Here is a 25,664-nt window from a genome sequence, read left to right as displayed (position 1 = left end):
TACTGAGGTTGCCGAGGTGAAAGAGCCCGGATCAACCGTGCTCTTTGCTGGCTGGTGCTTTGCATTCAGGCCTTGGCGGCCATCTTGGCGAGCATCTTCAACTCACCTGGCAATACGCTTTGCACTGAGTCGCGCGCGGTGATTCGGGCATAGTGCGTGCTCAGGTTGGGCCAGCGCTGCGCGTCCAGTTGCTCATCGCCATGCTGCATATTGATTAGCTGACAGGCCAGGGCCAGGTCGGCCAGGGTCAGGCTGTCGCCGACCAGGTATTCGGCCGAGCCAAGGGTCTTTTCCAGATAGTCGAAGTGTGCAGGCAGCTTCTCGTGCAGGGCTGCCTGCACGGCGGTCTCGTCGCAGCTCTGGCCCATGCTGGGTTTCAGTGCACGGTTGCGGAACACGGTGAAGGTGCACAAGGGCGCCAGTTCATAGTCGGCATATTTCTCCAGCCAGCGCACCTGTGCGCGTTGTTCAGTATTCTGGCCAAGCAGGCTAGGACGATCTGGGTGCTTGTCGTCCAGGTATTGGCAGATCACGCTGGAGTCGGCGAGGGTGAAGTCGCCATCCTTCAGGGCCGGAATGCGCCCCAGTGGGTTCATCTCGCTGTACCAGGCCGGCTGGCCGAACGGCAGGATGATTTCCAATTGGTAGTCCAGCTTCTTTTCAGCCAGAAACAGGCGAACTTTACGGACGAAGGGCGACAGCGGGGCACCGTAAACAGTCAGGCTCATGTGCGGTACTCGTAGGCAGGGCGGTAGCGCGCAGGCTGCGCGCCGGGGGGGTTAGTCGTAAATGTTCTTCTTCTTCCACTCGTCGCCGCCGAGAGACTCCAGGCCGGCATCCAGTTCACTGTCTTGTTCGGTGGCGGGCTTATTGCTTTCCAGCACCATGGCGTTGGCGCGTGCCAGTTGCTCTTCGAATTTCTTCAGGGCGTTCTGGTAAGGGGCGGGGTCGGGTTGTTTACGCAGGTATTGCACGCCGCGCTCGAACGCCAAGCGCGCCTGGCCTGGCTGGTTCTGCTGCAGGGCTTGCTGGCCGAGATTGCCGAAAAATTCGATATGCACCTGGGTCAGCATGTGGCGTACTTCTTTGAGCCAGTGCTTGGCCTCGTTGGCCGCGATAATCCCGTCTTTAGCACAGCGGGTCAGTTGGCTGTGTAGGTTTTCCAGTTGGAAGCGCACTTCCTTGGCCTTGGCTTCATTTAGGATGGGTTGCGGCGGGTTGTTTACGGGAATCGATTCGCCTTGGGCGATAAGCTTGCGCAGCTCTTCAATACGCGCCTTAAGGGCGTTATTTCCTTTGTCCAAAGGCAGCATATGTTCACTGAAGTGCAGCTGCAGGCGGCTGAGCATTAACTTCAGCGCTGGGCTCATCAGTTGGCCGGGAAGGGCTTCAGCGAGGTCTGTACAGCGGCGCAGGCGATCATTGAGGTCGGCTTTGAGGCGCGCCTTTTCTAGTTTGTTGTTCTCGACCATATGATTGATGTACGCAATGGCGATCAATACGACGATGCCAGAAACAATCAATATGGTAATCACGAGTGGGGACATGGGTGGGGCCTCTTGATCACCGGTTTTTCGTCCGAGTGTAGTGCCTTAGCCGGAAGGCTGATAGAGCAGCCTCACATTCGGGGTAGAAGTCTTTGATTTATAAAATTTTTTATACAGAGGTTGACGGGCCTATCAAGGCTCCATAGAATGCGCGCCACTTCGTAGCGCAATGCCTCACGGCAAAACGTGTAGAAGCCGGATAAAAGTTGTAGTTTCCGGGCTGCGTCCCCTTCGTCTAGTGGCCTAGGACACCGCCCTTTCACGGCGGTAACAGGGGTTCGAGTCCCCTAGGGGACGCCACTTCTTTAAGGAGTGTGCTGATTTGAGTTAGGTTGTTAAAAAGCGGGAATAGCTCAGTTGGTAGAGCACGACCTTGCCAAGGTCGGGGTCGCGAGTTCGAGTCTCGTTTCCCGCTCCAGATTCAGGTTATTTGCTTAGGCAGTTAACCGACAAGTTCCAAGGTCCCCTTCGTCTAGTGGCCTAGGACACCGCCCTTTCACGGCGGTAACAGGGGTTCGAGTCCCCTAGGGGACGCCATTTTTAGTACCAAGCTGTATTGCGGGAATAGCTCAGTTGGTAGAGCACGACCTTGCCAAGGTCGGGGTCGCGAGTTCGAGTCTCGTTTCCCGCTCCATTTTCTTTCAATAGAAAGTAATAAAAACGCCGCTCACTGAGCGGCGTTTTTATATCTGCAGTTTTTTCCCCACATTAAAAAGCCCGCACGGTAAGAACCGTGCGGGCTTTTGTGCGTTTGGTTGTTGCTTAGTGCGTGCCGCCTTGAGCAGGCATGGCCAGTAGGTGTTTCTCCCGGTTCCAGTCGAAGGGTTCGTCGTTTTCTTCGGCGTAGAAGCGGCGTTCTTCCAAGGTTTGATACATCTCGATTTCTTCGTCTGGCATAAAGTGCAGGCAGTCGCCGCCGAAGAACCACAGCAGGTCGCGGGGTACCAGGTGGGCGATTTGCGGGTAGCGCTGGAAGATCTGGCTGATCAGGTCTTGGCCCAGGTAGAGGCTGGCTTCCGGATCGCTCGGCAGGTCGCTGAGCAATTCGTCGTAGCGCTCCAGGTACATGGCGTGGCTGTCATCGAGAATCTGCTCGGCTTCGCCCAAGGCCACCAGAATGGTGCGCAAGTGGTTGAGCAGGGCAAGGTGATGGTCGATGTGGGTGTTGGCCATGGGGCAATCCTGTAGGTAAAACGGGCGCGCAAGTATAAGGCTCGCGCCGCCCGCTGTCCTACTTGCTTATTTAGCGCACCTTGCCGGGGCTAAGAATCAGTTCTTCCTTGGCGAAGTCGTCGACATCGATAACCACCCGGCGCGCAGTCTCGGCCTGGTGCAGGCTGTGCGCTTCATCGGCGCTGAGTACACCAGCCGCCAGTGCGGCATCAATCAGACTTTGCCCGGGCAGTTCCTGTACCTGGCCCGCTTTGGCGGCCTTGTGCAGTTTCTTTTGCAGGCCCTGAACGCCCTGCAACAAGTTCATCGCATGTTGCAGGGCACCCACGGAGTCCTGCTCGGCTTGCGGGCGGTAGCAGCCTTCGAGCAGCTCTTCCAGCGCCGGGTCACCGCTGTTGCGGCCGATAATGCCGGCCACTTCGGCGTCCAATTCATCGCTTGGGCCCTTGTGGCGACGGCCCAGTGGCAATACCAGCAGACGCAGGGCGCAGCCGAGCACCTTGCTGGGGAAGTTGCTGAGTAGCTCTTCCAGCGCCTGTTCGGCCTTGCCCAGGCTTTCTTCTACGGCCCAGCGCAGCATGGGCTGCGAGTGTTCCGGGTAGCCCAGATCGTGGTAGCGCTTGAGCGCCGCCGAGGCCAGGTACAGGTGGCTGAGTACATCACCCAGGCGTGCGGACAGGCGTTCGCGGCGTTTCAGCTCGCCGCCTAGGAGCATCATGCTGGTGTCGGCGAGCAGGGCGAAGGAGGCCGCCAGGCGGTTGAGCGCGCGGAAATACGGGCGGCTGATACGGTCGCCGGGTACCTGGCTAAATACGCCAAAGCCGAGGCCGAGCAGCAGGCTGCTGGCAGCGTTGCTCACGGCGAAGCCGATATGTTGCAGCAGCAGTTCATCGAACTCTTGCAGCGCCTGGTCCTGGTCTTCGCGACCGGCCAGGGCCATTTCCTTGAGCACATAGGGGTGGCAGCGAATCGCACCCTGACCAAAGATCATCAGGTTGCGCGAGAGGATATTGGCCCCCTCCACGGTGATAAAGATCGGCGCCCCTTGCCAGGAGCGCGCCAGGTAGTTATTCGGGCCCATGACGATGCCCTTGCCGCCATGCACATCCATGGCGTGGCTGATGCATTCGCGGCCGCGTTCGGTCAGGTGGTACTTGAGAATGGCCGAGAGCACCGAGGGCTTTTCGCCCAGATCCACCGCATTGGCGGTGAGAATGCGTGCGCTGTCCATCAGCCAGGCATTGCCGCCGATGCGCGCCAGGGCTTCCTGAATGCCTTCGAAGGCTGAAAGCGGCACGTTGAACTGCTCGCGGACCTGGCTGTACTGGCCGGTGGTCAGGCTGGTGAACTTGGCTGCGCCGGTGCCGACTGCCGGCAGGGAGATCGAGCGGCCCACGGACAGGCAGTTCATCAGCATCATCCAGCCCTTGCCGAGCATCTTCTGACCGCCGATCAGGTAATCCAGCGGGATAAACACATCCTTGCCGGAGTTCGGGCCGTTCATAAAGGCGGCGCCAAGGGGCAGATGGCGACGGCCGATTTCCACGCCAGGTGTTTCAGTGGGCACCAGGGCCAGGCTGATGCCCAGGTCTTCCTCGTCACCCAGCAGGTGCTCGGGGTCGTAAGCCTTGAAGGCCAGGCCGAGCAGGGTGGCGACCGGGCCCAGGGTGATATAGCGCTTTTCCCAATTCAGCCGCAGGCCGATGACTTCTTCACCTTGCCACTGGCCCTTGCAGATGATCCCAGTGTCCGGCATGGCGCCAGCATCGGAGCCGGCGAGGGGGCCGGTGAGGGCGAAGCAGGGGATGTCTTCACCGCGCGCCAGGCGCGGCAGGTAGTGGTCGCGTTGGGCGTCAGTGCCGTAGTGCAGCAGCAGCTCGGCCGGGCCCAGAGAGTTGGGCACCATCACAGTGGAGGCCAGGTCGCCGGAGCGGGTGGCCAGCTTCATTGCTACCTGGGAGTGGGCGTAAGCGGAAAAGCCCTTGCCGCCGTACTGCTTGGGGATGATCAGGGCGAAGAAACCGTGTTCTTTGATATGCGCCCAGGCTTCGGCGGGCAGGTCCATCTGCTGGCCTATCTGCCAGTCGCTGACCATGGCGCAGAGTTCTTCGGTGGGTCCGTCGATAAAGGCCTGCTCTTCCTCAGTCAGTTGCGCCTTGGGGTAGGCGAGCAGGGTGTCCCAGTCCGGCCGGCCGCTGAACAGCTCACCGTCCCACCACACCGTGCCGGCTTCAATGGCGTCTTTCTCGGTGGATGACATCGGTGGCAGTACACGTTGGAACCAGGTAAACAGCGGCGCGGTGAACAGGCTGCGGCGCTGTTGCGGCAGCAGCAGGGGCAGTGCCACGGCCAGCAGTAGCAACCAGAACAGGCCCATCAGCCAGACGGGCGCATGGCTGAACACACCCATCAGAATCAGAAAGCCGGCCACTATGCCCAAAGCGAGTAGGGGGGCGGTGCGCCGGTGGGCGAGAAAAGCCGTGCCGAACAGCAGGGCGAGTAACCATAAAGCGAGCATGCAGAATCCTCCATGATGACAGTGTGCTTAGTGCGCACCATCACAAGCGTAGTCGTCATTGCTGGCGACAGGGTGGTGAGCTTGGCCGAATCACCATGATACTGGCCGGACACGCCTTGTAAAACCGGCTTCTCCGTCATGCAGAAGTCCTGATGCATGGAGACTTTTGAGTCCGGCGGCCATCCCCGATAGTGACCACTCAGGGCTGGCTGAGTTCGCAGAAAATTTTTGCGAGGTCAGTCGCGGTCTGCGTGAACAGGCCGCGGGCTGGATTCCGTTGGCTGGTGTATCGATAGGGCTGATAAGTACCATCGGCAACTTCCGAGTTTATTCTGTGCTTGGCGCTGGTAGGCTGCTGACCAATCGTTGGGCGGCAGTTTTGCGCGCAGATACTGCGATGGCGATGTCTCAAACGCTAGACTTGGGCCACTTCGCGCTGCGTGATGCAGCCCCTCTTGAATTTCTTTCTATCTAATCAGGTGCGCGCATTTTTATGAGTACCGCTCTGTCCATTCGCCAGTTGACTAAGACCTATGGCAACGGCTTCCAGGCACTGCATGGCATCGATCTGGATGTGGCTGAGGGCGATTTCTTCGCCTTGCTCGGCCCCAACGGTGCCGGCAAATCCACCACCATCGGCATTCTTTCCACGCTGGTGACCAAGAGCCGCGGCACGGTCAATGCGTTCGGCCATGACCTGGACAAGCAGCCCTCGACGTTTAAACGCTGTTTGGGCGTGGTGCCGCAGGAGTTCAACTTCAACCAGTTCGAGAAGGCCTTCGACATTGTCGTGACCCAGGCCGGTTACTACGGTATCCCGGCAAAAATCGCTAAGGAGCGCGCCGAGCAGTACCTCAACCAGCTCGGTTTGTGGGGCAAGCACAATGTGCCGTCGCGCGAGCTGTCCGGCGGCATGAAGCGTCGCCTGATGATCGCCCGCGCTCTGGTGCATCAGCCGCGACTGTTGATTCTCGATGAGCCCACCGCCGGGGTGGATATCGAGCTACGCCGCTCGATGTGGAGCTTTCTCACCGAGCTGAACCAGCAAGGCATCACTATTATCCTGACCACCCATTACCTGGAGGAGGCCGAGCAGCTGTGTCGCAACATCGGCATCATTGATCATGGGCGGATAGTCGAGAACACCAGCATGAGGGGCTTGTTGAAAAAACTGCATGTGGAAACCTTCCTGCTCGACCTGAAGGAGTCGCTGCTGGTCGCGCCACAGCTGATCGGCTACCCGGCGCAGTTGCTCGACGGGCATACCCTGCAAGTGCAGGTGGACAAGGCTCAGGGCATTAGCGAATTGTTCCGCCAGTTGGCTTTGCAGAATGTCGAGGTGCTCAGCTTGCGCAATAAAACCAATCGCCTGGAGGAGCTGTTTGTCTCCCTGGTGGGTAAGAACCTGGCGAAGGAGGCGGTATGAGCACGGCTTATCTGAACTCCGAATTCACCGCCAACATGGTCGCGCTGCGCACCATCGTTTACCGCGAAATCCGCCGCTTTACCCGCATCTGGCCGCAGACCCTGCTACCGCCGGCGATCACCATGGTTTTGTACTTTGTTATCTTCGGCAACCTGATTGGCAGCCAGATCGGCGATATGGGCGGCTTCACCTATATGGAGTACATCGTGCCGGGGCTGATCATGATGTCGGTGATCACCAACGCCTACGGCAACGTGGTGTCGAGCTTCTTTGGCAGCAAGTTCCAGCGCTCCATCGAGGAGTTGATGGTGTCGCCGGTGTCGCCGCACATCATCCTTATTGGCTATGTCACCGGCGGCGTGCTGCGCGGCCTGGCGGTGGGGTTTATCGTCACTCTGCTGTCGCTGTTCTTCACCCACCTGCAGGTGCATCACCTCGGCGTGACCGTGCTGGTGGTGGTGTTGACCGCGACCATCTTCTCTTTGGGCGGCTTTATCAATGCGGTATTTGCGCGCAATTTCGATGATATTTCGATTGTCCCGACCTTTGTGCTGACGCCTCTGACCTACCTGGGTGGGGTGTTCTATTCGATCACCCTGTTGCCGCCGTTCTGGCAAACGGTGTCGCTGGCCAACCCGGTGCTGCATATGGTTAACGCCTTCCGTTACGGCATTCTAGGCGTCTCGGATATCCGCATCGGCGTGGCTATTGGTTTTATGCTGGTCGCCACCGCCGTGCTGTATGGCGTGTGCATCCGTTTGCTGGTCAGTGGCCAGGGCATGCGCCAGTAGCCGACAGTCAACATAGGGAAACGTTTTTGCTCATGACTTGCCGCAGCTTGCCGGTGAATCTGGCATTTTGCGCTGATGGGTTGGGTCGCCAGCACTTCATCGTTATGCTCTGCGCCACAAACAAGCCAGTGGGTGAGTGATGTTTCAGTCTGTGCGTGTCGTAAAATTTTTGCCGATTGCCCTGTTTTTTCTGCTCGCGGCCTGCGCCAGTGGGCCGCAACTGCTGCCTGAGACTCAGCGCTTGCCTGAGCGAGTCGAGCTGGCCGATGTGCCGTTCTTTCAGCTCAGCGATGCCCAGGGCGGGCCTTCGGCGTTGGCGGCGTTGCTCAATCATCATGGGGTGATCACCAGCCCAGGTTTGGTGGATGAGCGCATTCAGCAGTTGGCCAAAGGGCAGAGTGCGCAAGCCGGGCTTGAGGCTGTGGCGCGTTCTTATGATCTGCTGGTTTATCCCTTGCCCGGTAATCTGGATGCGCTGATGCAGCAGGTGTCCGCAGGGCATCCGGTGCTGGTGATGCAGGATCGTCTATTTGGCGGGCCGGGCTCGCAGTTTGCGCTGCTGGTGGGCTATGACCAGCGCGAGCGCACGCTGGTGATGCGTTCTGGCAATAGCCGGCGCTGGTACACCAGCTTTGCTAGCTTCGACGATGCATGGGGCGAGGCGGGGCGTTGGGCGGTGCTGGTTATGCCGACCAATCAATTGCCAGCACAGCCGCTCAAGCAAAGTTGGCTGGCCGCCGCTCAGGCGCTAGAGCAGCAAGGTCGAGCGGCTGCCGCGCAGCGGGCGTTGCGTACGGCGCGTCAGGCTTGGCCGGACGCGCCGCTGTAAAGTCGCTGACAGGTAAAACGCAAAACGGCACCTATTGAGGTGCCGTTTCTGTTTGCGGGTTGTGCTTTAGACGCCCAGCTTGTCCCGCAGGGTGTAGTACCAGGCGCCCAGTGCGCTGAATGGCACCTGGAACAGGCGGCCACCCGGGAACGGGTAGTGCGGCAGGTCGGCGAAGGCGTCGAAGCGTTCGGCCTGGCCGCGCAGGGCTTCGGCCAGCACTTTGCCGGCCAGGTGGGTGTAGGTCACGCCGTGGCCGCTGCAGCCTTGTGAGTAGTAAATGTTGTCGCCCAGGCGGCCGACTTGTGGCAGGCGCGACAGGGTTAGCAGGAAGTTGCCGGTCCAGGCGTAGTCGATCTTCACATCCTTCAACTGCGGGAAGGCCTTGAGCATCTTCGGGCGAATGATCGCTTCGATGTTTGCCAGGTCGCGTGCACCGTAAACCACGCCACCGCCGAAGATCAGGCGGTTATCACTGGTCAGGCGGTAGTAGTCGAGTAGGTAGTTGCAGTCCTCGACGCAGTAATTCTGCGGCAGCAAGCTTTTTGCCAGTTCAGCAGAGAGCGGCTCGGTGGTGATCACCTGAGTGCCGCATGGCATCGACTTGGCCGACAGCTCGGGCACCAGATTGCCCAGGTAGGCGTTGCCGGCAACGACCACGAACTTGGCTTTGATTCGGCCATTAGGGGTATGCACAACAGGATTAGCGCCGCGCTCGATACGGATGGCGGGCGATTGCTCGTAAATCACGCCGCCCAGCGACTCGACGGCTGCCGCTTCACCCAGTGCCAGGTTGAGCGGGTGGATATGCCCGCCACTCATATCGAGCATGCCGCCCTTGTAGATGTCGGTGCCTACCACTTCGCGAATGCGCTCGGCATCCATCAGTTCCAGTTGGGTGTGGCCGTAGCGTTCCCAGAGTTTTTTCTGCGACTCCAGATGCTTCATATGCTTGGGGGTGTTGGCGGCGAATACGCCGCCGTCCTTGAGGTCGCACTGGATGTTGTACGTGGCGATGCGCTCACGAATGATCCGGCAGCCCTCAAAGGCCATGTCGCCCAGCAGTTGCGCCTGTTTGGGGCCGACGCTGCGTTCTATTACATCAATGTCGCGGCTATAGCTGTTAACGATCTGCCCGCCATTGCGGCCCGATGCGCCGAAGCCGACCTTGGCTGCTTCGACGATGCTGACCTTGAAACCGTTTTCGAGCAGGGCGATGGCCGTGGACAGGCCGGTATAGCCCGCACCGACGATGCACACGTCAGTATCGACGTCACCATTCAATTCAGGGCGCGCCGGCACCGGATTGGCGGAGGCCGCATAATAGGATTGTGGATAAGCTGTGTGCGCCATTTTGCAACCTCTGTTCTTTATTTTTTACGAATGGGCGGATGCTACCTGAGTTGAAAATGCCCGGCTAGTGGCCTGTGCGAAATACTAAACGTCTTGTAGAACAGTAAAAAATTCAGTTATTCAGGCAGTTAGCGAAAAAACCTGTTGACAGTTTTTTACGTCGCCGTAGAATGCGCACCCATCGTAGGCACGTAGCTCAGTTGGTTAGAGCACCACCTTGACATGGTGGGGGTCGTTGGTTCGAGTCCAATCGTGCCTACCAAATTTGGTAGAAAAAGGGTCGCTTAGGCGGCCCTTTTTTATTGGGTTCTTGCCAGCAAGCCCGGCTTTCTGCAAGCATCCGTGCGGTTAATCGTTGTTTCAAACCTCCAGTGACTCCGGTTCGGTTTTGGTTGGCTGAAGAGCTCCTGTCACTGTATGGCGGGTATACCGCCGAATCGCTTACTGGCTCATCCCAACCCATGTGGCCTTTGGTAGAGGTCACCACTAGGAGAGGAGGCGCCATGCCCATCATTACTCTTCCCGACGGCAGTCAGCGTTCGTTCGATCACCCGGTATCCGTACTCGAGGTGGCGCAATCTATTGGTGCTGGCTTGGCCAAGGCTACGGTGGCCGGCAAGGTCAACGGTAAGCTGGTTGATGCCTGTGACCTGATTGATAGCGATGCAACCCTGCAAATCATTACGCCGAAAGATCAGGAAGGCCTGGAAATCATCCGCCACTCCTGTGCGCATTTGATTGGTCATGCGGTCAAGCAGTTGTTTCCCACTGCCAAGATGGTGATCGGCCCGGTCATTGAAGAAGGCTTCTACTACGACATCGCCTCTGAGCGTCCTTTCACTCTAGATGATGTAGCGGCCATCGAGCAGCGCATGCAGCAGCTGATCGAAAAGGACTACGACGTCATCAAGAAAGTGACGCCGCGCGCTGAAGTTATTGATGTGTTCACCGCTCGTGGTGAGGAATACAAGCTACGTCTGGTTGAAGATATGCCGGACGAGCAGGCCATGGGCCTTTACTACCATGAAGAATACGTCGACATGTGCCGCGGGCCGCACGTGCCGAATACGCGTTTTCTCAAGGCGTTCAAACTGACCAAGCTGTCCGGTGCCTACTGGCGCGGCGATGCCAAGAACGAGCAGCTGCAGCGTGTGTATGGCACGGCCTGGGCCGACAAAAAGCAGCTGGCGGCTTATATCCAGCGCATTGAAGAGGCTGAGAAGCGCGACCATCGCAAGATCGGCAAGCGCCTTGATCTGTTCCATACCCAGGAAGAAGCGCCGGGCATGGTGTTCTGGCACCCCAATGGCTGGACCATCTATCAGGTGCTTGAGCAGTACATGCGCAAGGTGCAGCACGAGCACGGTTACTTAGAGATCAAGACGCCGCAGGTGGTCGACCGTTCGCTGTGGGAGAAGTCCGGGCACTGGGCCAACTACGCCGAAAACATGTTCACTACCGAGTCGGAAAGCCGCGACTACGCCATCAAGCCGATGAACTGTCCGTGCCACGTGCAGGTGTTCAATCAGGGGCTGAAGAGCTACCGCGAGTTGCCGATGCGTCTGGCCGAGTTCGGTGTTTGTCACCGTAACGAGCCGTCCGGCGCGCTGCACGGCATCATGCGCGTGCGCGGCTTTACCCAGGATGATGCGCATATTTTCTGCACCGAAGAGCAGATGCAGGCCGAGTCGGCTGACTTCATCAAATTGACCCGGGCGGTGTATTCCGACTTCGGCTTTACCGATATCCAGCTCAAGCTCTCGACCCGCCCGGAAAAGCGTGTGGGCTCCGATGACCTGTGGGATCGTGCAGAAGCAGCGCTGGCCAGTGCCCTGGATGACGCTGGCCTGCCCTATGATCTGCAGCCGGGCGAGGGCGCCTTCTACGGGCCGAAGATCGAGTTCTCGCTGAAGGATTGTCTGGGGCGGGTCTGGCAGTGTGGTACCCTGCAGCTTGATTTCAACCTGCCGGTACGTTTAGGCGCCGAATACGTTAGCGAGGACAACAGCCGTAAGCATCCGGTGATGTTGCACCGCGCGATTCTTGGCTCCTTCGAGCGCTTTATCGGGATTCTGATCGAGCACTACGAGGGTGCATTCCCAGCCTGGCTGGCGCCGACCCAGGCGGTGGTGATGAATATCACCGATAAACAGGCTGAATTTGCCCTCGAAGTAGAAAAAATCCTCAATCAAAGCGGTTTTCGTGCCAAGTCTGACTTGAGGAACGAGAAGATAGGCTTTAAAATCCGCGAGCATACTTTGCTCAAGGTTCCTTATCTCTTGGTTATCGGAGATCGGGAGGTTGAGACGAAAACTGTCGCTGTGCGTACCCGTGAAGGTGCTGATCTGGGCTCCATGCCCGTCACTCAATTCGTTGAACTTCTCGCGCAAGCGGTTTCCCGGCGTGGTCGCCAAGATTTGGAGTAATCATTATTAAGCGTGAAATGAGACAAGATAAACGAGCTGCACCGAAGGCCCCGATCAACGAGAATATCTCGGCACGCGAGGTTCGGTTAATTGGAGCTGAGGGTGAGCAGCTTGGGATTGTGTCAATTGAAGACGCGCTTCTTAAGGCCGAAGAGGCCAAACTGGATCTGGTAGAAATTTCTGCCGATGCAGTGCCCCCTGTTTGCAAGCTGATGGACTACGGCAAATCGATCTTCGAAAAGAAGAAGCAGATTGCTGCTGCAAAGAAAAACCAGAAGCAGATTCAGGTTAAAGAAATCAAGTTTCGTCCAGGGACGGAGGAAGGGGATTACCAGGTAAAACTACGCAACCTGGTACGTTTCCTTTGTGATGGGGACAGGGCCAAGGTATCGCTTCGATTCCGCGGCCGTGAGATGGCGCATCAGGAGCTGGGCATGGAGTTGTTGAAGCGGGTTGAAGGTGACCTGCTTGAATACGGCACCGTTGAACAGCATCCAAAGATGGAAGGACGCCAGCTGATCATGGTCATCGCCCCCAAAAAGAAGAAGTAACCACCAGGGCACGGCAGGCCTTGCGGTTATGTTTATCAACTGAATGCGGAGTACGAACATGCCAAAGATGAAAACTAAGAGTGGTGCAGCCAAGCGTTTTCTCAAAACCGCTAACGGCTTCAAGCACAAGCACGCTTTCAAGAGCCACATCCTGACCAAGATGTCCACTAAGCGTAAGCGTCATCTGCGCGGTAGCACCATGGTGCACCCGTCTGACGTAGCAAAAGTGGCGCGCATGCTGCGCGTTCGATAATCCGGTCAAGATAGAGGAAATTACTCATGGCTCGTGTAAAGCGCGGCGTTATCGCTCGCAAGCGTCACAAAAAGATTCTGAAACTCGCTAAAGGCTACTACGGCGCACGCTCACGCGTATTCCGCGTTGCCAAGCAGGCTGTGATCAAGGCAGGCCAGTACGCCTACCGTGACCGCCGTCAGAAAAAACGTCAATTCCGCGCTCTGTGGATCGCTCGTATCAACGCTGGTGCTCGTGTTAACGGTCTGTCCTACAGCCGTTTCATTGCCGGCCTGAAAAAAGCGTCCATCGAGATCGACCGTAAGGTTCTGGCTGATCTGGCAGTGAACGAAAAAGCGGCGTTTGCTGCGATTGTCGAGAAAGCGAAAGCCGTACTGGCTCAAGTCCCCGACAATCACCGGGCTCGCCCGGTGCAAGAACGGGCCTAAGGTCGTCGCGAGCGACGGTCAGGCAAGGCGGAAGACGGCGAGGACGCGGAGTTTACGAGTTGTAAATGAGCAGTCCGAGCCGGCTTCCAACACAGCATGACCGAGCGCAGTAGACCTTAAGCTTGTTCGAAACGTCACCAATAGGGGAAGAGCCTTTGCTCTTCCCCTATTTCGTATCTGGAGTCTGTAAATGGAAAATCTGGATGTGCTGGTCTCGCAAGCGCTTGAGGCCGTTAGCCACACCGACGATGTGAATGCCCTGGAGCAATTGCGGGTTCACTATCTGGGCAAGAAAGGCGAACTGACTCAGGTGATGAAGACCCTGGGCAATCTGTCGGCAGAGGAACGCCCGCAAGCCGGTGCGTTGATCAATGCCGCCAAGGATCAGGTTCAGGATGCCCTGAACAGCCGTAAGGCAACTCTGGAACACGCCGCGCTGAGCGCCAAGCTCGCCGCCGAAAAAATCGACGTGACCCTGCCGGGCCGTGGTCAGGCCTCTGGTGGTCTGCACCCGGTAACCCGTACGCTGGAACGTGTTGAGCAGTTTTTCACCCGCATTGGCTACGGCATTGCCGAAGGCCCGGAAGTGGAAAACGATTATCACAACTTCGAGGCACTCAATATCCCTGGCCACCATCCGGCGCGGGCGATGCATGACACCTTCTATTTCAACGCGAATATGTTGCTGCGTACCCACACCTCGCCGGTACAGGTGCGCACCATGGAATCCCAGCAGCCGCCGATTCGCATCGTCTGCCCCGGCCGCGTGTATCGCTGCGATTCCGATATCACCCATTCGCCGATGTTCCACCAGGTCGAAGGCCTGCTGGTCGACGAAGGTGTGAGCTTTGCTGACCTCAAGGGCACCATTGAAGAGTTCCTCCGGGTGTTCTTCGAAAAGCCTCTGGGCGTGCGTTTCCGCCCCTCGTTCTTCCCGTTCACCGAGCCATCGGCCGAAGTCGATATGCAGTGCGTGATGTGCAGCGGCAAAGGCTGCCGCGTGTGCAAACAGACTGGTTGGCTGGAAGTCATGGGCTGCGGCATGGTGCACCCGAATGTGCTGCGCATGTCGGGCATTGATCCGGAAAAATACTCCGGCTTCGCCTTCGGTATGGGTGTTGAGCGTCTGGCCATGCTGCGTTACGGCGTCAACGATTTACGGCTGTTCTTCGATAACGATCTGCGGTTCCTGGCGCAATTTCGCTAGCGCCCTCGCATTCCGTAATCGAATTGGTTCAGGAGAACAGACAGTATGAAATTCAGTGAACAATGGCTGCGCAGCTGGGTAAACCCACAGGTCTCGCGTGACGATCTGGTTGCCCGCCTGTCCATGGCCGGTCTTGAAGTCGACAGTGTATCGCTAGCCGCCGGCGTATTCAGCGGCGTGGTGGTGGGTGAGGTGCTGAGCACCGAGCAGCATCCCGATGCCGACAAGCTGCGGGTGTGTCAGGTCAGCAATGGCGCAGAAACCTTTCAGGTAGTGTGCGGCGCGCCGAATGTGCGCCCTGGCCTGAAGATTCCGTTCGCCATGATCGGTGCCGAACTGCCCGGCGACTTCAAGATCAAGAAAGCCAAGCTGCGCGGTGTCGAGTCCAATGGCATGCTCTGCTCGGCTTCTGAGCTGCAGATCAGCGAAGACAATGACGGCTTGATGGAGCTGCCAGCTGACGCGCCGGTGGGGCAGGATATTCGTGTCTATCTGGATCTGGACGACGCCAGTATCGAAGTCGACCTGACCCCGAACCGTGGTGATTGCCTGTCGCTGGCTGGCCTGGCGCGTGAGGTTGGCGCTTTGTACGCCGCTCCAGTCGCCCGCCCGGTCGTTGAAGCGGTTGCGCCAAGCCATGATGAAGTGCGCCCGGTTGAGGTTCTGGCTGCGCAAGCCTGCCCGCGTTACCTCGGTCGAGTTGTGCGCAATGTTGATCTGTCCAAGCCGACGCCGCTATGGATGGTCGAGCGTCTACGCCGCGCCGATGTGCGCAGTATCGATGCAGCGGTCGACATCACCAACTACGTGATGCTTGAGCTGGGCCAGCCGCTGCACGCGTTCGATCTCGCCGAAATCAATGGCGGCATCCGTGTGCGTATGGCTGAGGAGGGCGAAAAGCTTGTCCTGCTTGATGGTCAGGAAGTCAGCCTGCGCAGCGATACGCTAGTAATTGCCGATCACAGTCGTGCCCTGGCCATTGCTGGGGTGATGGGTGGTGAGCATAGCGGCGTCAACGACAAGACCCGTGATTTGTTCCTTGAGAGCGCGTTCTTCGACACCATTGCCATCGCTGGCAAGGCTCGCTCCTATGGTTTGCACACTGACTCTTCGCATCGTTTCGAGCGGGGCGTGGACTGGCAGTTGGCGCGCGAAGCCATGGAGCGGGCGACTGCGCTGTTGCTGGACATCGTTGGTGGCGAAGCCGGGCCGATCATCGAAGTTGTCAATCAGGAGCAGTTACCGAGCGTTGCGCCGGTCACGCTGCGTGCTGAGCGCATCGAACAGATGCTCGGCATGAAGATGGATGATGGGGAGATTGTTCGCCTGCTGACTGCTTTGGGCTTGGGTATTCGTGCCGATGGCGACGGGCAGTGGCAGGTGAGTGTGCCAAGTCACCGATTCGATATCAGCTTGGAAGTTGACCTGATCGAAGAGCTCGCCCGTTTGTATGGCTATAACCGCTTGCCGGTTCGCTATCCGCAAGCGCGTCTGGCTCCGCAGGCCAAGGCTGAAGCTGCCGTCGAGCTGCCTGCGCTGCGTCGTTTGTTGGTTGCCCGTGGTTACCAGGAAGCGATTACCTACAGCTTTATCGATCCCAAGCTGTTCGAGCTGTTCAATCCAGGCGTTGCGCCGCTGATGCTGGCTAACCCAATTTCCGCAGACATGGCGGCGATGCGTTCTTCTTTGTGGCCGGGTCTGATCAAGGCGCTTGAGCACAACTTGAACCGTCAGCAGTCGCGTGTGCGCCTATTTGAAAGTGGTTTGCGCTTTGTTGGGCAGCTTGAAGGTTTGAAACAAGAGCCAATGCTGGCTGGCGTGATTTGTGGCGGTCGCTTGCCTGAAGGCTGGGCGCATGGTCGCGATAATGTCGACTTCTATGATGTAAAAGCCGATGTTGAAGCATTGCTAGCCAGCGCGGGGGCGGGCGATAGCTTTGCCTTTGTGCCAGGCGAGCACGCTGCGCTGCATCCGGGCCAGACGGCGCGCATTGAGCGTGATGGGCGAGTCGTCGGTTACCTTGGGGCTCTTCATCCCGAGCTGTCGAAAGCCCTGGGCCTGGATCAGGCAGTCTTTATGTTTGAGCTGGTACTGGCTGAGATCACACAGGGCGTCATGCCCAAGTTTCAGGAACTGTCGAAGTTTCCCGAAGTGCGCCGTGACCTGGCTGTGCTGGTTGATCGTGACGTGCCGGCGCAGGATTTGCTCGGTGCGATTCGTGAAGCGGCAGGCGAGTGGCTGACTGACCTCAAGCTATTTGACGTGTATCACGGTAAAGGTATTGATCCTCATAGAAAAAGCCTTGCCGTTGGCTTGACCTGGCAGCATCCATCGCGCACTCTTAATGACGATGAGGTGAGTACCACAACGCAAAATATTCTCACCTCCCTGGAACAAAGGTTCAACGCCACGTTAAGGAAGTAGCGTATGGGGGCTCTGACGAAAGCTGAGATGGCGGAACGTCTGTATGAAGAGCTAGGCCTGAATAAACGGGAAGCCAAGGAGTTGGTGGAGCTGTTCTTTGAAGAGATCCGTCAAGCGCTGGAGCTCAACGAACAGGTCAAGCTCTCGGGGTTCGGCAATTTCGATCTGCGCGATAAGCGTCAGCGCCCCGGTCGCAATCCAAAAACAGGAGAGGAAATTCCAATCACGGCTCGCCGTGTGGTGACTTTCCGTCCAGGCCAGAAACTTAAAGCCAGGGTCGAGGCGTATGCTGGAACCAAGTCATAACGACGAATTACCCGTCATACCCGGCAAGCGCTACTTCACCATTGGTGAAGTGAGCGAGCTCTGTGCCGTTAAACCTCATGTGTTGCGTTATTGGGAGCAGGAGTTCTCACAGCTTAATCCGGTCAAGCGGCGCGGCAATCGCCGCTATTATCAGCGCCAGGATGTGCTGATGATTCGGCAGATTCGCGCGCTCTTGTACGATCAGGGCTTTACCATCGGGGGCGCTCGTCAGCGTCTTTCTGGTGATGAAGCTAAAGATGACAGCACCCAGTACAAGCAGCTGATCAAGCAAATGATTACTGAGCTTGAAGATGTGTTGTTGGTGCTTAGAAAATAGTCGCCTTATTCAAAAAAGTTTCCACATTTCAGAAGCTTAATGTATAGTTCGCAATGTTTTCGGGTTGCCGGAAATGGATTCACGCCTAGTCGGGGCGTAGCGCAGTCCGGTAGCGCACTAGCATGGGGTGCTAGGGGTCGAGTGTTCGAATCACTCCGTCCCGACCATATAATCCTTGAAAATCCAGTCACTTAGCAGTGACTGGATTTTTTTATGGGTGGAATTTTTAGGGTCCAGCAGCTTTAGGGTCCACATAGGGTCCAGCGCCGCTCAGGGTCCGATTCGGGCCAGTAGCGGCCACCGGTCATGTACCCATGCCTGTTCCTCGGGCGCTTCGGTAGTGATCACGTAGACACGCTGCTGTTCACGCTCTCCGATCACAAGCCCCTCAATCACCTGGTTCTCTTCTAGCTCGAACCAGTGGCTCACTTTCTCTTGATCCTTCTCCATAAATTTTGCGGCAGGGATATGGACGCGTGTCGGCCCATATTTCTCCCATCGACCTTCCTCAACTGACGACAATCTCGCCCAGCCGCCCTGTGGGCCTTTCCCAGGCTACTCGCGCCTTCTTCCCCACGGCACCCATACCACCTCCTGGCTTTCGTTGCCGAGTACGGGAAGGGCTGCCCGTGGGTTCGGGAAATAGATTTTCAGTTGCTCGCCCGTTCTCGTGTACCGGCCAGAAATTTCTACACCGCCGCACATCGTCACCTCCGCTTGGAGTTCAGAAAAATCTCACTATACTGTTTATCTATACAGTATTTTGAGCGTACCGATGAACACTGCATTCTTGACTCCCGGCCGCCGCATCGAGCGCCTGTGCCTCTCACCTGAGAAGCTAAAAATTACAGGCTTTCAGAGCCCTGCTGGCGATCATGAGCAAGGCCCTCTGAGCATCGACGAGTATGTGGGATTGGGCGCACCCCATATTTGGCTCTGGATCGCTGACAGCGATGCTCTGGCGGGCCTGGGGATATACCAGCACGACGTGCTCGTGGTGAACCGAGTTGGCCAAGCAGCCCCAGGCCGCGCAGCAATCGTCATCATCGATCACGAATTCAAACTCTGCTCGATACTCACAGACGCCGAGAAAAAGCGCTCTCTCGTCACCATAGACCACCTGGGCGAGTGCCAGCACCTGGCTGGACAAGATGAAGTGATCTTGTGGGGCATCGTTGATTTCTTGTTTAGAGACATGCGCCCATGAAGCGCGTGTACGCGCTGATCGACTGCAACAGCTTCTACGCAAGCTGTGAGCGCATCTTCCGCCCCGAGCTTGCGACCGTGCCTATCGTGGTGCTCAGCAACGACGGCTGCGTCATTGCTCGCACACGCGAAGCCAAAGCTCTCGGCATAGGCATGGGCGAAGCATTCTTCAAAATCCGTGATCAACTTCGTGAGCTGGGCGTGCTGGCCTTTTCGAGCAACTACGCGCTTTACGCTGACGTATCGAACAAAGTCATGCGCTGCATCCACAGCCAGGTGCCGGACATTGAGGTGTACTCGATTGATGAGTCATGGGCTGACCTGACCGGCATGCAAGGTGACCTCGCCTTCATCGGTAAAGGCATAAAAGACCGCGTATGGAGTGAATGCGCGATGCCAGTTGGTGTAGGCATAGGCCACACGAAAACGCTCGCAAAACTCGCCAATTTCGCTGCAAAGAAGTGGCAGAAGACAGGAGGGGTTGTAGACCTCACTGACCCTGTGCGCCGCGACAAGCTGCTTCGGATCGCGCCCGTCGATGAGGTATGGGGTGTTGGTCGCAGGCTCACGCAAAGCCTGGAAGTCTTGGGTCTCAAAACGGCTTGGGATCTAGCTCACGCTGATTTATCAATGATCCGAAAGACTTTTGGCCGAGTCTTGGAACGCACAGCGAGAGAGCTTCGTGGCGAAGAATGGATACGCATGCACCAATCTCCAGATATCAAAAAGGAAATCTGCTCGTCGAAGATGTTCGGCACGAAGCTGAAGCAGATAGAGCCGATCAGGGAAGCCCTGGCGAGCTACGTTGCTCGTGCTGCCGAAAAGCTGCGAGAGCAGAACAGTCTGGCCGAACAGATGGTCATCAACCTGCAAACCAGCGGTTTTGTCGAAGACCGGGAGCGCTACTTCAACAGCGCCCGGTGCATCCTGCCTCACCCTACAAACGACACGATGCTGATGACGCAGGCCGCAAACCAAGCGCTGTCACGCATCTTCAGGAAGGGATACGCGTACTCGAAAGTCGGTATTTTGCTGACAAACCTTGTGCAAAGCGATGGATACACGCCAGACATGTTTGCGGAGCCGCCCAGGAAGAACGTTGGGCGGCTGATGGAGACGATTGATGTGCTGAACAAGAGGTACGGGAGAGGGGCGGTCAGGATCGGGACGGTGTGGCCTGGCGGGCGAGACTGGGAGATGAAAAGGGGGATGCTTTCGCCTGCTTATACGAGCAGTTGGCGGGAGCTGCCAAGAGCTGGGTGAGATCAGTCTGCGGATTCCACGGTCATCTGGCCACCCATTCCATGAGCATCTGGCCACCGATTCCACGGTGATCCGGCCACCCAGTCCACGCGCATCCGGCCACTGATTCCACGGCCATCCGGCCACCCTCTCAGGCAGGCAGCAACGCAGGATTTCTTCACTACCATCGACCTCTTTTTCGAAGCAGAGAGGTCGTCGTGGAGCGTTTATCCATGCGTAAGATTCGCGAAGTACTACGTCTCAAGTTCGAGGTCGGACTATCGGCTCGCCAGATTGCGGTCAGCGTGCAGGTCGGTCGTGTCACCGTCGGCGACTACCTCAACCGCTTTGCCGCCAGCGGCCTCAGTTGGCCCTGTTCGTTACCCGATGCCGAGTTGGAGCGACAGCTGTTTCCACCAGCCCCGCCGGCACCCAGCGAGCAGCGCCCGCTGCCCGACTGGGCCATGATCCACGCCGAGCTGCGCCGACCAGGCGTGACCCTGGCGCTGCTCTGGCAGGAGTACAAGGCGGCTCAGCCGCACGGCTTCCAGTACAGCTGGTTCTGCGACCACTACCGGGCCTGGCAGGGCAAACTGGATGTGGTGATGCGCCAGGAGCACCGCGTCGGCGAGAAGCTGTTCGTCGACTACGCCGGCCAGACGGTGCCGGTGATCGACCGCAGCAGCGGGGAGATCCGTCAGGCGCAGGTGTTCGTCGCGGTGCTCGGTGCCTCCAGCTACACCTTCGCCGAGGCCACTTGGTCGCAGCAGTTGTCGGACTGGCTGGGCTCCCATGCCCGCTGCTTCTCCTTCCTCGGCGGGGTGCCGGAGATCGTGGTGCCGGACAACCTGCGCAGTGCGGTGAGCAAGGCCCATCGCTACGAACCGGACATCAACCCCAGCTACCGCGACTTGGCCGAGCACTATGGTGTGGCGGTGGTGCCGGCGCGGGCGCGTAAGCCCCGCGACAAGGCCAAGGCCGAGGTCGGCGTGCAGGTGGTCGAGCGCTGGATCCTCGCCGTCCTGCGCCATCGCCAGTTCTTCTCCCTGGACGAACTCAACACGGCCATCGCCGTGCTGCTGGAGCGGCTCAACCAACGGCCGTTCAAGAAGCTGCCGGGCTCCCGGCAGTCGGCCTTCGCCAGCCTGGATCGTCCGGCCCTGCGCCCGTTGCCGGAGCAGCCCTACGTCTATGCCGAGTGGAAGAAGGCGCGGGTGCATATCGACTACCACGTCGAGGTCGACGGGCATTACTACTCGGTGCCCTACCAACTGGTGAAGAAGCAGCTGGAGGTGCGCCTCACAGCGCGCACCGTGGAGTGCTTCCACGCCAACCAGCGGGTGGCCAGCCACGTACGCTCCCTGCACAAAGGCCGGCACAGCACGCAGACCGAGCACATGCCCAAGAGCCATCGCGAGCATGCCGAGTGGACGCCGCAGCGGCTGATCCGCTGGGCCGAGCAGACCGGCCCGAACACCGCCGGGGTGATCGGCCACATCCTCGAACGGCGCGTGCATCCGCAGCATGGCTACCGCGCCTGCCTGGGCATCCTGCGCCTGGGCAAACACCACGGCGAAGAGCGCCTGGAAGCCGCCTGCCAGCGCGCCCTGAGCCTCGGTGCCTGTAGCTACAAAAGCCTCGAATCGATCCTGCGCCAGGGCCTGGAGAACCTGCCATTGGCTCAACAGAACCTGCCCCTGCTGCCGGACGACCACGCCAACCTGCGCGGCCCCGGTTACTACCACTGAACCCAAGGAACCCCACCATGCTGCCCCATCCGACCCTGGACAAGCTGCAAACCCTGCGCCTGCACGGCATGCTCAAGGCCCTCGCCGAACAACTGAAAACCGCCGACATCGACAGCCTGAGCTTCGAGGAGCGCCTCGGCCTGCTGGTCGACCGCGAGCTGACCGAGCGCGACGACAAGCGCCTGAGCAGCCGCCTGCGCCAAGCCCGGCTCAAGCACAGCGCCTGCCTCGAAGACATCGACTACCGCGCCCCGCGCGGGCTGGACAAGGCGCTGATCCTCCAGCTACGCAGCGGCCAGTGGCTGCGCGACGGCCTCAATCTGATCATCGGCGGCCCCACCGGTGTCGGCAAAACCTGGCTGGCCTGCGCCCTGGCCCACCAGGCCTGCCGGGACGGCTACAGCGTGCGCTACCTGCGCTTACCGCGGCTGCTGGAAGAGCTGGGCCTGGCCCATGGCGACGGCCGCTTCACCAAGCTGATGAGCGGCTACGCCAAGACCGACCTGCTGATCCTCGACGACTGGGGCCTGGCGCCGTTCACCGCCGAACAACGGCGCGACATGCTGGAGCTGCTGGACGACCGCTATGGCCAACGCTCGACCATCGTGACCAGCCAGATGCCGGTGGACAACTGGCACGAACTGATCGGCGATCCGACCCTGGCCGACGCCATCCTCGACCGCCTGGTGCACAACGCCTACCGGATCAACCTGAAGGGCGAATCGATGCGCAAGCGGGCGAAGAAATTGACGACGCCGGGCACCTCAGACTAACAATGCCACCCCTGCGTCGCTGCGCTCCGACTGCCCGGCCGGATGGCCGTGGAACGGGTGGCCGGATGTGCGTGGAAATCCCGGCCGGATAAGCGTGGACTGGGTGGCCGGATGGCGTGGAATGCGCAATCAGTCCCAAATTTGGGCAACGGTCATTCATTTGCGCGCAAATTTTGGCACGTTGTAGCCCTTTAAGAACAGCAAGGAAGCATGTTTATGCTTGTGGCAATCTCTAGGGGTCGAGAATGATCCCAGTTTCACGTCTCACAGATTCGCATTCCTGTCCGTTGCCCGGACACGGCACAACTCCCGTAAATTCCGCCTCCGGTGACACTATCTTCAATTTTTCTGGGTGCAGCTCGGGTTGGAGATGTGTGCGGTTGCGGAGCTGTCATTACGACGGGATTCCCGTCTATAAACGTCAACGGCAGACCTCTGGCACACCTTGGCAGCCCCACAAGCCATGGTGGTGTTATTACCTCTGGCAGCCCTGATTCGTTCGGCGGATTCCAAGGTGGCGGGGCAGCGGGGCCAATCGTGAATTTTGCGATGATGGGCGCGATCAGGCCTGACGGCTCAGTTAACGAAGTTCGCATGAATCAGCTCATGTCTGACCCTGCCAACACAGCGCTTATGGCTCAGCGAGTGGGTGCGCTCGTTGAAGAGAAGGATTGTGTCTTCGCAAAGTCGTGCCTAGTTCCAATCGACTCGACAGAGGCTGGTACAGGCGTCGAACCTGCATCGAATTTTGGTCGTGCAGTAGTTCTTGGATCTGTCGCGATGCCGGCTTCGGCTGGAGGCGGGGTAACGCTCGGGCATGTTGCTGGCCAAGCCACTGTTGCCGAGGCCATTGGAACTTGGAGTTTGCGAGGTGCCGCAGCGGCTGCTGGTACTGCTGCGAGTACGCTATTGCTTGCTTTGTGGTCAACGAGCATGGGTGATTCGACGCTCACTGAAGAGCAGCTGCGCGGGATGATAGTGGCTCCCACCCGCGTGCGCTTTCAGTTCCGCCGTGATGCTGAAGGCATCATGAGGGTGTATGGCATTCATACAAGCGCCACGTCTGGTGAAGATCGTGTGCCGGTCGTGCAAGCTGAATGGAACGCTGAACACAGCGAAATGCATGCAGGCGTGGGCGGTGCGACAATAATCTGGACGCCGAACAGTGGGCCGGTGGTGCAAGCGCCTACGGCGTACCCCGGCGCTACAGACGAGCTAGAGAAAATTCTGGTTCACCCGATCCCGGAAGGTATAGACACCCAGATCGAGACATACCCAGGCGAGGATGTGACCTGGCAAGACAGCATCATTGTCTTCCCAGCTGACTCTGGTGTGCCGCCGCTGTATCTGGTCTTTGCTAAGCCGGCAGTGAACCCGCTCGAAGTAGGCACTGCAAGCGACTTGCAGAGCAGAAGCAAAAGGGATGGTCTTGATATCGACCACATGCCTTCACAAAAAGCGCTTGAAACGCATATATGGGCAAATAACCCAGGCGCGACATATGATGAAATTCAGTTTGCATTGAAAAATGCGCCGAGTATGGCGATTCCCAGAAAGGTGCATCAGAAGTACAGCGAAACTTATGGCGGTCGAAACTCAAAAGCACAGCAAGAGAAGGATGCTGCTAACCTTGAAAGTGCGGTAAACCGAAATCTCGATGCAATAAAGCCATACTTACTAGAAGAAGGTTATGGTGATACGGATATCGAAAAGTCTAGGGAAGAGCTACACAAATTGCATAGAGAGCAGGGGTGGTACTGATGAATTCAGATAATGTTGTTCAAGTAATTAAAGGTCTTGGCGAGAGATACGATACTCTTGTTGCGCTCGGAGTAATTCCGGATAAGCCGCTCGAAGAAATGTACAAGGGGCGTGACAAGCTGTACATGCTCGTTGAAGCAGGATTCGGACTTGACTTTGATGCGCAAACAAGAAAGCTTGAGCGTGCTTACATTACGCTGATCAAGACGACGCCCGCAGGTAATGAGTATGTCGGTGAGCTTCCTGCTCCGTTTGCGCACAAAATGACGCAAGCACAGGTGAGAGCCGACTTTGGCAAGCCTAGTGCTTCCAAGGGGGTGATGAAGATGCCAGGAATTGGTGAGATCGGCGGTTGGGATGAATACACACTCGATGAGCGCACAAACAAAGGTGCGCGAGTGGTCTTGAAATACACGACAGGGCTACAAGCAAGCTCAATAGTGTTCAGCTTAATTGATTAATAAAAAGGCTGTCATTGACAGCCATTTTTATTTGGAGATTCTGAAAGCCTCACTATCCTTATAAAAAAGGAGAAAGAGGTGAACGAATATCGACCGCTTATTAAACAATCTCAACACAGTAAACACGGCGATGAGTCAGTTATTTTTATGCGCTTGTGCGTGACTGCTGATACGTTGCTTGATACTGCGGGATATAGAGCAAAAGCGGCTATAGGCATACTGAAAGCATTCAGTATTAGAGAGGACTCTGATTCTACTGGAGATATTACTAGGTCAGCGAAGCTTCTTTTAAGTGATGCAGTTTCTCTTTTCGAAGTCGCATACATGAAGCAAATTATGGAGATGGAGCAATGAGAATTACGGCAGAGATTGATGATAGCTTGCTTGAGAGAGCCATTGAAGCAGCCGCAATTGCTGGTATTGCCGGAGAGAAAATTCTTGAAGAGGCGCTGAAGACGTTTGTGTTGGCAGTAAAAATGGATGCTGAGCGGCACGTTGCCTGATGTCCAGGATATGCCGCGCCAGCATTCATTAAGGCTTATTGCTGAAGCCAAGACTCGACAGCTTCAGCACCAAACTCTTCTTTCCAGGCCTTCAGTACCTTTTGGTTGCCGCCTTTTGTCTCAACACGCTCGTTGTTGTGCGGATTGATGTAGACCTTGAGCTGACGCTCTTTGCGGGGATTGGCAGCAGCGGCTGGGGCACGCTCTGCACTAGCGTGTGGGTCTAGGATCAGCTTCACTTCACGTAGCGAGAAGCTGTACTCAGCCATCAGCGAACGAAGCTTGCTTTCAAATTCGATTTCTTTCTTTAAGCCATCGTCGTTTTTCATGTTATCGAGAGCCGCAAGCTGCTCTGCGAGCTGCGCTTCGAGTGCTTTGAATTCTGCGAGTTTGCTCATTTTGTC

General features: G+C 57.7%; 25 protein-coding genes, 6 tRNA genes and 1 pseudogene. 26 read left to right on the top strand and 6 right to left on the bottom strand.

The features are described 5' to 3' along the window. Nucleotides 1–65 precede the first annotated feature (65 nt). Together AC0T4W_RS12625 and AC0T4W_RS12620 are read right to left on the bottom strand one after the other, a co-directional pair. Complete coding sequence (locus AC0T4W_RS12625; RefSeq protein WP_476319348.1) at nucleotides 66–728, bottom strand: glutathione S-transferase family protein; 663 nt, start codon at nucleotides 726–728, stop codon at nucleotides 66–68. 51 nt (nucleotides 729–779) lie between these two features. After that, complete coding sequence (locus AC0T4W_RS12620; RefSeq protein WP_476319346.1) at nucleotides 780–1,547, bottom strand: hypothetical protein; 768 nt, start codon at nucleotides 1,545–1,547, stop codon at nucleotides 780–782. 224 nt (nucleotides 1,548–1,771) lie between these two features. On the opposite strand from AC0T4W_RS12620, the gene AC0T4W_RS12615 reads away from it, so the two are divergent. From AC0T4W_RS12615 to AC0T4W_RS12600, 4 genes are all read left to right on the top strand, one after another. Then, nucleotides 1,772–1,847: transfer RNA gene (locus AC0T4W_RS12615), tRNA-Glu, on the top strand. Nucleotides 1,848–1,889: 42 nt separating this feature from the next. Further along, nucleotides 1,890–1,965: transfer RNA gene (locus AC0T4W_RS12610), tRNA-Gly, on the top strand. A gap of 43 nt (nucleotides 1,966–2,008) precedes the next feature. Further along, nucleotides 2,009–2,084, top strand: a tRNA-Glu gene (locus AC0T4W_RS12605). 21 nt (nucleotides 2,085–2,105) lie between these two features. Then, nucleotides 2,106–2,181 (top strand) — tRNA-Gly (locus tag AC0T4W_RS12600). 128 nt (nucleotides 2,182–2,309) lie between these two features. On the opposite strand, the gene AC0T4W_RS12595 is transcribed toward AC0T4W_RS12600, so the two are convergent. Next, the gene (locus AC0T4W_RS12595; RefSeq protein ID WP_476319343.1) at nucleotides 2,310–2,720 is read right to left on the bottom strand and encodes a PA2817 family protein; all 411 of its coding nucleotides are present in this window, start codon (nucleotides 2,718–2,720) and stop codon (nucleotides 2,310–2,312) included. A 70-nt stretch (nucleotides 2,721–2,790) separates the two neighbouring features. Then, complete coding sequence (locus AC0T4W_RS12590) at nucleotides 2,791–5,238, bottom strand: acyl-CoA dehydrogenase (protein ID WP_476319341.1); 2,448 nt, start codon at nucleotides 5,236–5,238, stop codon at nucleotides 2,791–2,793. A 493-nt stretch (nucleotides 5,239–5,731) separates the two neighbouring features. Between AC0T4W_RS12590 and AC0T4W_RS12585 the strand changes: the two genes are divergently transcribed. The 3 genes from AC0T4W_RS12585 (at nucleotide 5,732) to AC0T4W_RS12575 (ending at nucleotide 8,284) form a co-directional block, all read left to right on the top strand. Continuing rightward, nucleotides 5,732–6,664: an ABC transporter ATP-binding protein gene (locus AC0T4W_RS12585; RefSeq protein WP_476319339.1), complete on the top strand. Its 933-nt coding sequence runs from the start codon at nucleotides 5,732–5,734 to the stop codon at nucleotides 6,662–6,664. Nucleotides 6,665–6,675: 11 nt separating this feature from the next. Further along, on the top strand, nucleotides 6,676–7,455 hold the full coding sequence (locus AC0T4W_RS12580; protein ID WP_476323629.1) for an ABC transporter permease: 780 nt from the start codon (nucleotides 6,676–6,678) through the stop codon (nucleotides 7,453–7,455). A 151-nt stretch (nucleotides 7,456–7,606) separates the two neighbouring features. After that, nucleotides 7,607–8,284 (top strand): PA2778 family cysteine peptidase, encoded by a 678-nt coding sequence (locus AC0T4W_RS12575; protein WP_476319337.1) that lies wholly within the window; start codon nucleotides 7,607–7,609, stop codon nucleotides 8,282–8,284. Between the two features lie 66 nt (nucleotides 8,285–8,350). Here the strand turns inward: AC0T4W_RS12575 and AC0T4W_RS12570 are convergent, their stop codons facing one another. Continuing rightward, entirely contained in the window at nucleotides 8,351–9,634 is a 1,284-nt protein-coding gene (locus AC0T4W_RS12570) for an NAD(P)/FAD-dependent oxidoreductase (protein WP_476319335.1), read from the bottom strand. 185 nt (nucleotides 9,635–9,819) lie between these two features. On the opposite strand from AC0T4W_RS12570, the gene AC0T4W_RS12565 reads away from it, so the two are divergent. The 19 genes and pseudogenes from AC0T4W_RS12565 (at nucleotide 9,820) to AC0T4W_RS12475 (ending at nucleotide 25,260) form a co-directional block, all read left to right on the top strand. Then, nucleotides 9,820–9,896 (top strand) — tRNA-Val (locus AC0T4W_RS12565). Nucleotides 9,897–10,137: 241 nt separating this feature from the next. Further along, on the top strand, nucleotides 10,138–12,060 hold the full coding sequence (gene thrS, locus AC0T4W_RS12560) for a threonine--tRNA ligase (protein ID WP_476319333.1): 1,923 nt from the start codon (nucleotides 10,138–10,140) through the stop codon (nucleotides 12,058–12,060). Beyond that, a complete protein-coding gene (gene infC / locus AC0T4W_RS12555) occupies nucleotides 12,060–12,611 on the top strand; it encodes a translation initiation factor IF-3 (protein ID WP_476323627.1) in 552 nt (183 codons plus the stop codon). The genes thrS and infC overlap by 1 nt, the downstream gene beginning before the upstream one ends. 58 nt (nucleotides 12,612–12,669) lie before the next feature. Further along, the gene (gene rpmI, locus AC0T4W_RS12550; RefSeq protein WP_090241698.1) at nucleotides 12,670–12,864 is read left to right on the top strand and encodes a 50S ribosomal protein L35; all 195 of its coding nucleotides are present in this window, start codon (nucleotides 12,670–12,672) and stop codon (nucleotides 12,862–12,864) included. A gap of 26 nt (nucleotides 12,865–12,890) precedes the next feature. Continuing rightward, a complete protein-coding gene (gene rplT / locus AC0T4W_RS12545; RefSeq protein WP_476319330.1) occupies nucleotides 12,891–13,292 on the top strand; it encodes a 50S ribosomal protein L20 in 402 nt (133 codons plus the stop codon). Nucleotides 13,293–13,482: 190 nt separating this feature from the next. Then, nucleotides 13,483–14,499 carry a phenylalanine--tRNA ligase subunit alpha gene (gene pheS / locus AC0T4W_RS12540; RefSeq protein ID WP_476319328.1) on the top strand — a complete coding sequence of 339 codons (1,017 nt, stop codon included), beginning with the start codon at nucleotides 13,483–13,485 and terminating at the stop codon, nucleotides 14,497–14,499. Between the two features lie 45 nt (nucleotides 14,500–14,544). Continuing rightward, nucleotides 14,545–16,923 carry a phenylalanine--tRNA ligase subunit beta gene (gene pheT, locus AC0T4W_RS12535; protein WP_476319326.1) on the top strand — a complete coding sequence of 793 codons (2,379 nt, stop codon included), beginning with the start codon at nucleotides 14,545–14,547 and terminating at the stop codon, nucleotides 16,921–16,923. Nucleotides 16,924–16,926: 3 nt separating this feature from the next. Next, entirely contained in the window at nucleotides 16,927–17,229 is a 303-nt protein-coding gene (gene ihfA, locus AC0T4W_RS12530) for an integration host factor subunit alpha (RefSeq protein ID WP_003243414.1), read from the top strand. Next, complete coding sequence (locus AC0T4W_RS12525; protein WP_476319324.1) at nucleotides 17,210–17,566, top strand: MerR family transcriptional regulator; 357 nt, start codon at nucleotides 17,210–17,212, stop codon at nucleotides 17,564–17,566. Before ihfA ends, AC0T4W_RS12525 begins: the two co-directional genes overlap by 20 nt. 90 nt (nucleotides 17,567–17,656) lie before the next feature. Next, a tRNA-Pro gene (locus tag AC0T4W_RS12520) sits at nucleotides 17,657–17,733 on the top strand. A gap of 608 nt (nucleotides 17,734–18,341) precedes the next feature. Then, on the top strand, nucleotides 18,342–18,773 hold the full coding sequence (locus AC0T4W_RS12515; protein ID WP_476319322.1) for a hypothetical protein: 432 nt from the start codon (nucleotides 18,342–18,344) through the stop codon (nucleotides 18,771–18,773). After that, on the top strand, nucleotides 18,770–20,035 hold the full coding sequence (locus AC0T4W_RS12510) for a Y-family DNA polymerase (RefSeq protein WP_476319320.1): 1,266 nt from the start codon (nucleotides 18,770–18,772) through the stop codon (nucleotides 20,033–20,035). Before AC0T4W_RS12515 ends, AC0T4W_RS12510 begins: the two co-directional genes overlap by 4 nt. 212 nt (nucleotides 20,036–20,247) lie before the next feature. Beyond that, a complete protein-coding gene (istA, locus tag AC0T4W_RS12505) occupies nucleotides 20,248–21,762 on the top strand; it encodes an IS21 family transposase (RefSeq protein ID WP_476319217.1) in 1,515 nt (504 codons plus the stop codon). Between the two features lie 17 nt (nucleotides 21,763–21,779). Continuing rightward, nucleotides 21,780–22,535, top strand: a complete 756-nt coding sequence (gene istB / locus AC0T4W_RS12500) for an IS21-like element helper ATPase IstB (RefSeq protein WP_476319214.1) — start codon at nucleotides 21,780–21,782, stop codon at nucleotides 22,533–22,535. 245 nt (nucleotides 22,536–22,780) lie between these two features. Then, nucleotides 22,781–23,198, top strand: a pseudogene (locus AC0T4W_RS12495) (PAAR domain-containing protein); the annotation flags it as partial. A 117-nt stretch (nucleotides 23,199–23,315) separates the two neighbouring features. Continuing rightward, nucleotides 23,316–24,296: an S-type pyocin domain-containing protein gene (locus AC0T4W_RS12490; protein ID WP_476323624.1), complete on the top strand. Its 981-nt coding sequence runs from the start codon at nucleotides 23,316–23,318 to the stop codon at nucleotides 24,294–24,296. Continuing rightward, nucleotides 24,296–24,757, top strand: a complete 462-nt coding sequence (locus AC0T4W_RS12485; RefSeq protein WP_476319318.1) for a DUF6392 family protein — start codon at nucleotides 24,296–24,298, stop codon at nucleotides 24,755–24,757. Before AC0T4W_RS12490 ends, AC0T4W_RS12485 begins: the two co-directional genes overlap by 1 nt. 78 nt (nucleotides 24,758–24,835) lie before the next feature. Next, entirely contained in the window at nucleotides 24,836–25,111 is a 276-nt protein-coding gene (locus AC0T4W_RS12480; protein ID WP_476319316.1) for a hypothetical protein, read from the top strand. Further along, complete coding sequence (locus tag AC0T4W_RS12475) at nucleotides 25,108–25,260, top strand: hypothetical protein (protein WP_476319314.1); 153 nt, start codon at nucleotides 25,108–25,110, stop codon at nucleotides 25,258–25,260. The genes AC0T4W_RS12480 and AC0T4W_RS12475 overlap by 4 nt, the downstream gene beginning before the upstream one ends. Before the next feature lie 35 nt (nucleotides 25,261–25,295). On the opposite strand, the gene AC0T4W_RS12470 is transcribed toward AC0T4W_RS12475, so the two are convergent. After that, complete coding sequence (locus AC0T4W_RS12470; protein ID WP_476319312.1) at nucleotides 25,296–25,658, bottom strand: histone-like nucleoid-structuring protein, MvaT/MvaU family; 363 nt, start codon at nucleotides 25,656–25,658, stop codon at nucleotides 25,296–25,298. Nucleotides 25,659–25,664 lie beyond the last annotated feature (6 nt).

Source organism: Pseudomonas sp. C7.1, assembly GCF_056312395.1.
Note: the sequence above shows the minus strand (reverse complement) of the source record. Positions and strands in the feature narration are given on the sequence as shown.

Excerpts from the sequence above, each read along its gene's own strand:
- AC0T4W_RS12625 (WP_476319348.1), bottom strand. The coding sequence starts at position 728 with ATGAGCCTGACTGTTTACGGTGCCCCGCTGTCGCCCTTCGTCCGTAAA.
- AC0T4W_RS12620 (WP_476319346.1), bottom strand. The coding sequence starts at position 1,547 with ATGTCCCCACTCGTGATTACCATATTGATTGTTTCTGGCATCGTCGTA.
- AC0T4W_RS12595 (WP_476319343.1), bottom strand. The coding sequence starts at position 2,720 with ATGGCCAACACCCACATCGACCATCACCTTGCCCTGCTCAACCACTTG.
- AC0T4W_RS12590 (WP_476319341.1), bottom strand. The coding sequence starts at position 5,238 with ATGCTCGCTTTATGGTTACTCGCCCTGCTGTTCGGCACGGCTTTTCTC.
- AC0T4W_RS12585 (WP_476319339.1), top strand. The coding sequence starts at position 5,732 with ATGAGTACCGCTCTGTCCATTCGCCAGTTGACTAAGACCTATGGCAAC.
- AC0T4W_RS12570 (WP_476319335.1), bottom strand. The coding sequence starts at position 9,634 with ATGGCGCACACAGCTTATCCACAATCCTATTATGCGGCCTCCGCCAAT.
- thrS (WP_476319333.1), top strand. The coding sequence starts at position 10,138 with ATGCCCATCATTACTCTTCCCGACGGCAGTCAGCGTTCGTTCGATCAC.
- rpmI (WP_090241698.1), top strand. The coding sequence starts at position 12,670 with ATGCCAAAGATGAAAACTAAGAGTGGTGCAGCCAAGCGTTTTCTCAAA.
- rplT (WP_476319330.1), top strand. The coding sequence starts at position 12,891 with ATGGCTCGTGTAAAGCGCGGCGTTATCGCTCGCAAGCGTCACAAAAAG.
- pheS (WP_476319328.1), top strand. The coding sequence starts at position 13,483 with ATGGAAAATCTGGATGTGCTGGTCTCGCAAGCGCTTGAGGCCGTTAGC.
- pheT (WP_476319326.1), top strand. The coding sequence starts at position 14,545 with ATGAAATTCAGTGAACAATGGCTGCGCAGCTGGGTAAACCCACAGGTC.
- ihfA (WP_003243414.1), top strand. The coding sequence starts at position 16,927 with ATGGGGGCTCTGACGAAAGCTGAGATGGCGGAACGTCTGTATGAAGAG.
- AC0T4W_RS12525 (WP_476319324.1), top strand. The coding sequence starts at position 17,210 with ATGCTGGAACCAAGTCATAACGACGAATTACCCGTCATACCCGGCAAG.
- AC0T4W_RS12515 (WP_476319322.1), top strand. The coding sequence starts at position 18,342 with ATGAACACTGCATTCTTGACTCCCGGCCGCCGCATCGAGCGCCTGTGC.
- AC0T4W_RS12510 (WP_476319320.1), top strand. The coding sequence starts at position 18,770 with ATGAAGCGCGTGTACGCGCTGATCGACTGCAACAGCTTCTACGCAAGC.
- istA (WP_476319217.1), top strand. The coding sequence starts at position 20,248 with ATGCGTAAGATTCGCGAAGTACTACGTCTCAAGTTCGAGGTCGGACTA.
- istB (WP_476319214.1), top strand. The coding sequence starts at position 21,780 with ATGCTGCCCCATCCGACCCTGGACAAGCTGCAAACCCTGCGCCTGCAC.
- AC0T4W_RS12490 (WP_476323624.1), top strand. The coding sequence starts at position 23,316 with ATGCCGGCTTCGGCTGGAGGCGGGGTAACGCTCGGGCATGTTGCTGGC.
- AC0T4W_RS12485 (WP_476319318.1), top strand. The coding sequence starts at position 24,296 with ATGAATTCAGATAATGTTGTTCAAGTAATTAAAGGTCTTGGCGAGAGA.
- AC0T4W_RS12475 (WP_476319314.1), top strand. The coding sequence starts at position 25,108 with ATGAGAATTACGGCAGAGATTGATGATAGCTTGCTTGAGAGAGCCATT.
- AC0T4W_RS12470 (WP_476319312.1), bottom strand. The coding sequence starts at position 25,658 with ATGAGCAAACTCGCAGAATTCAAAGCACTCGAAGCGCAGCTCGCAGAG.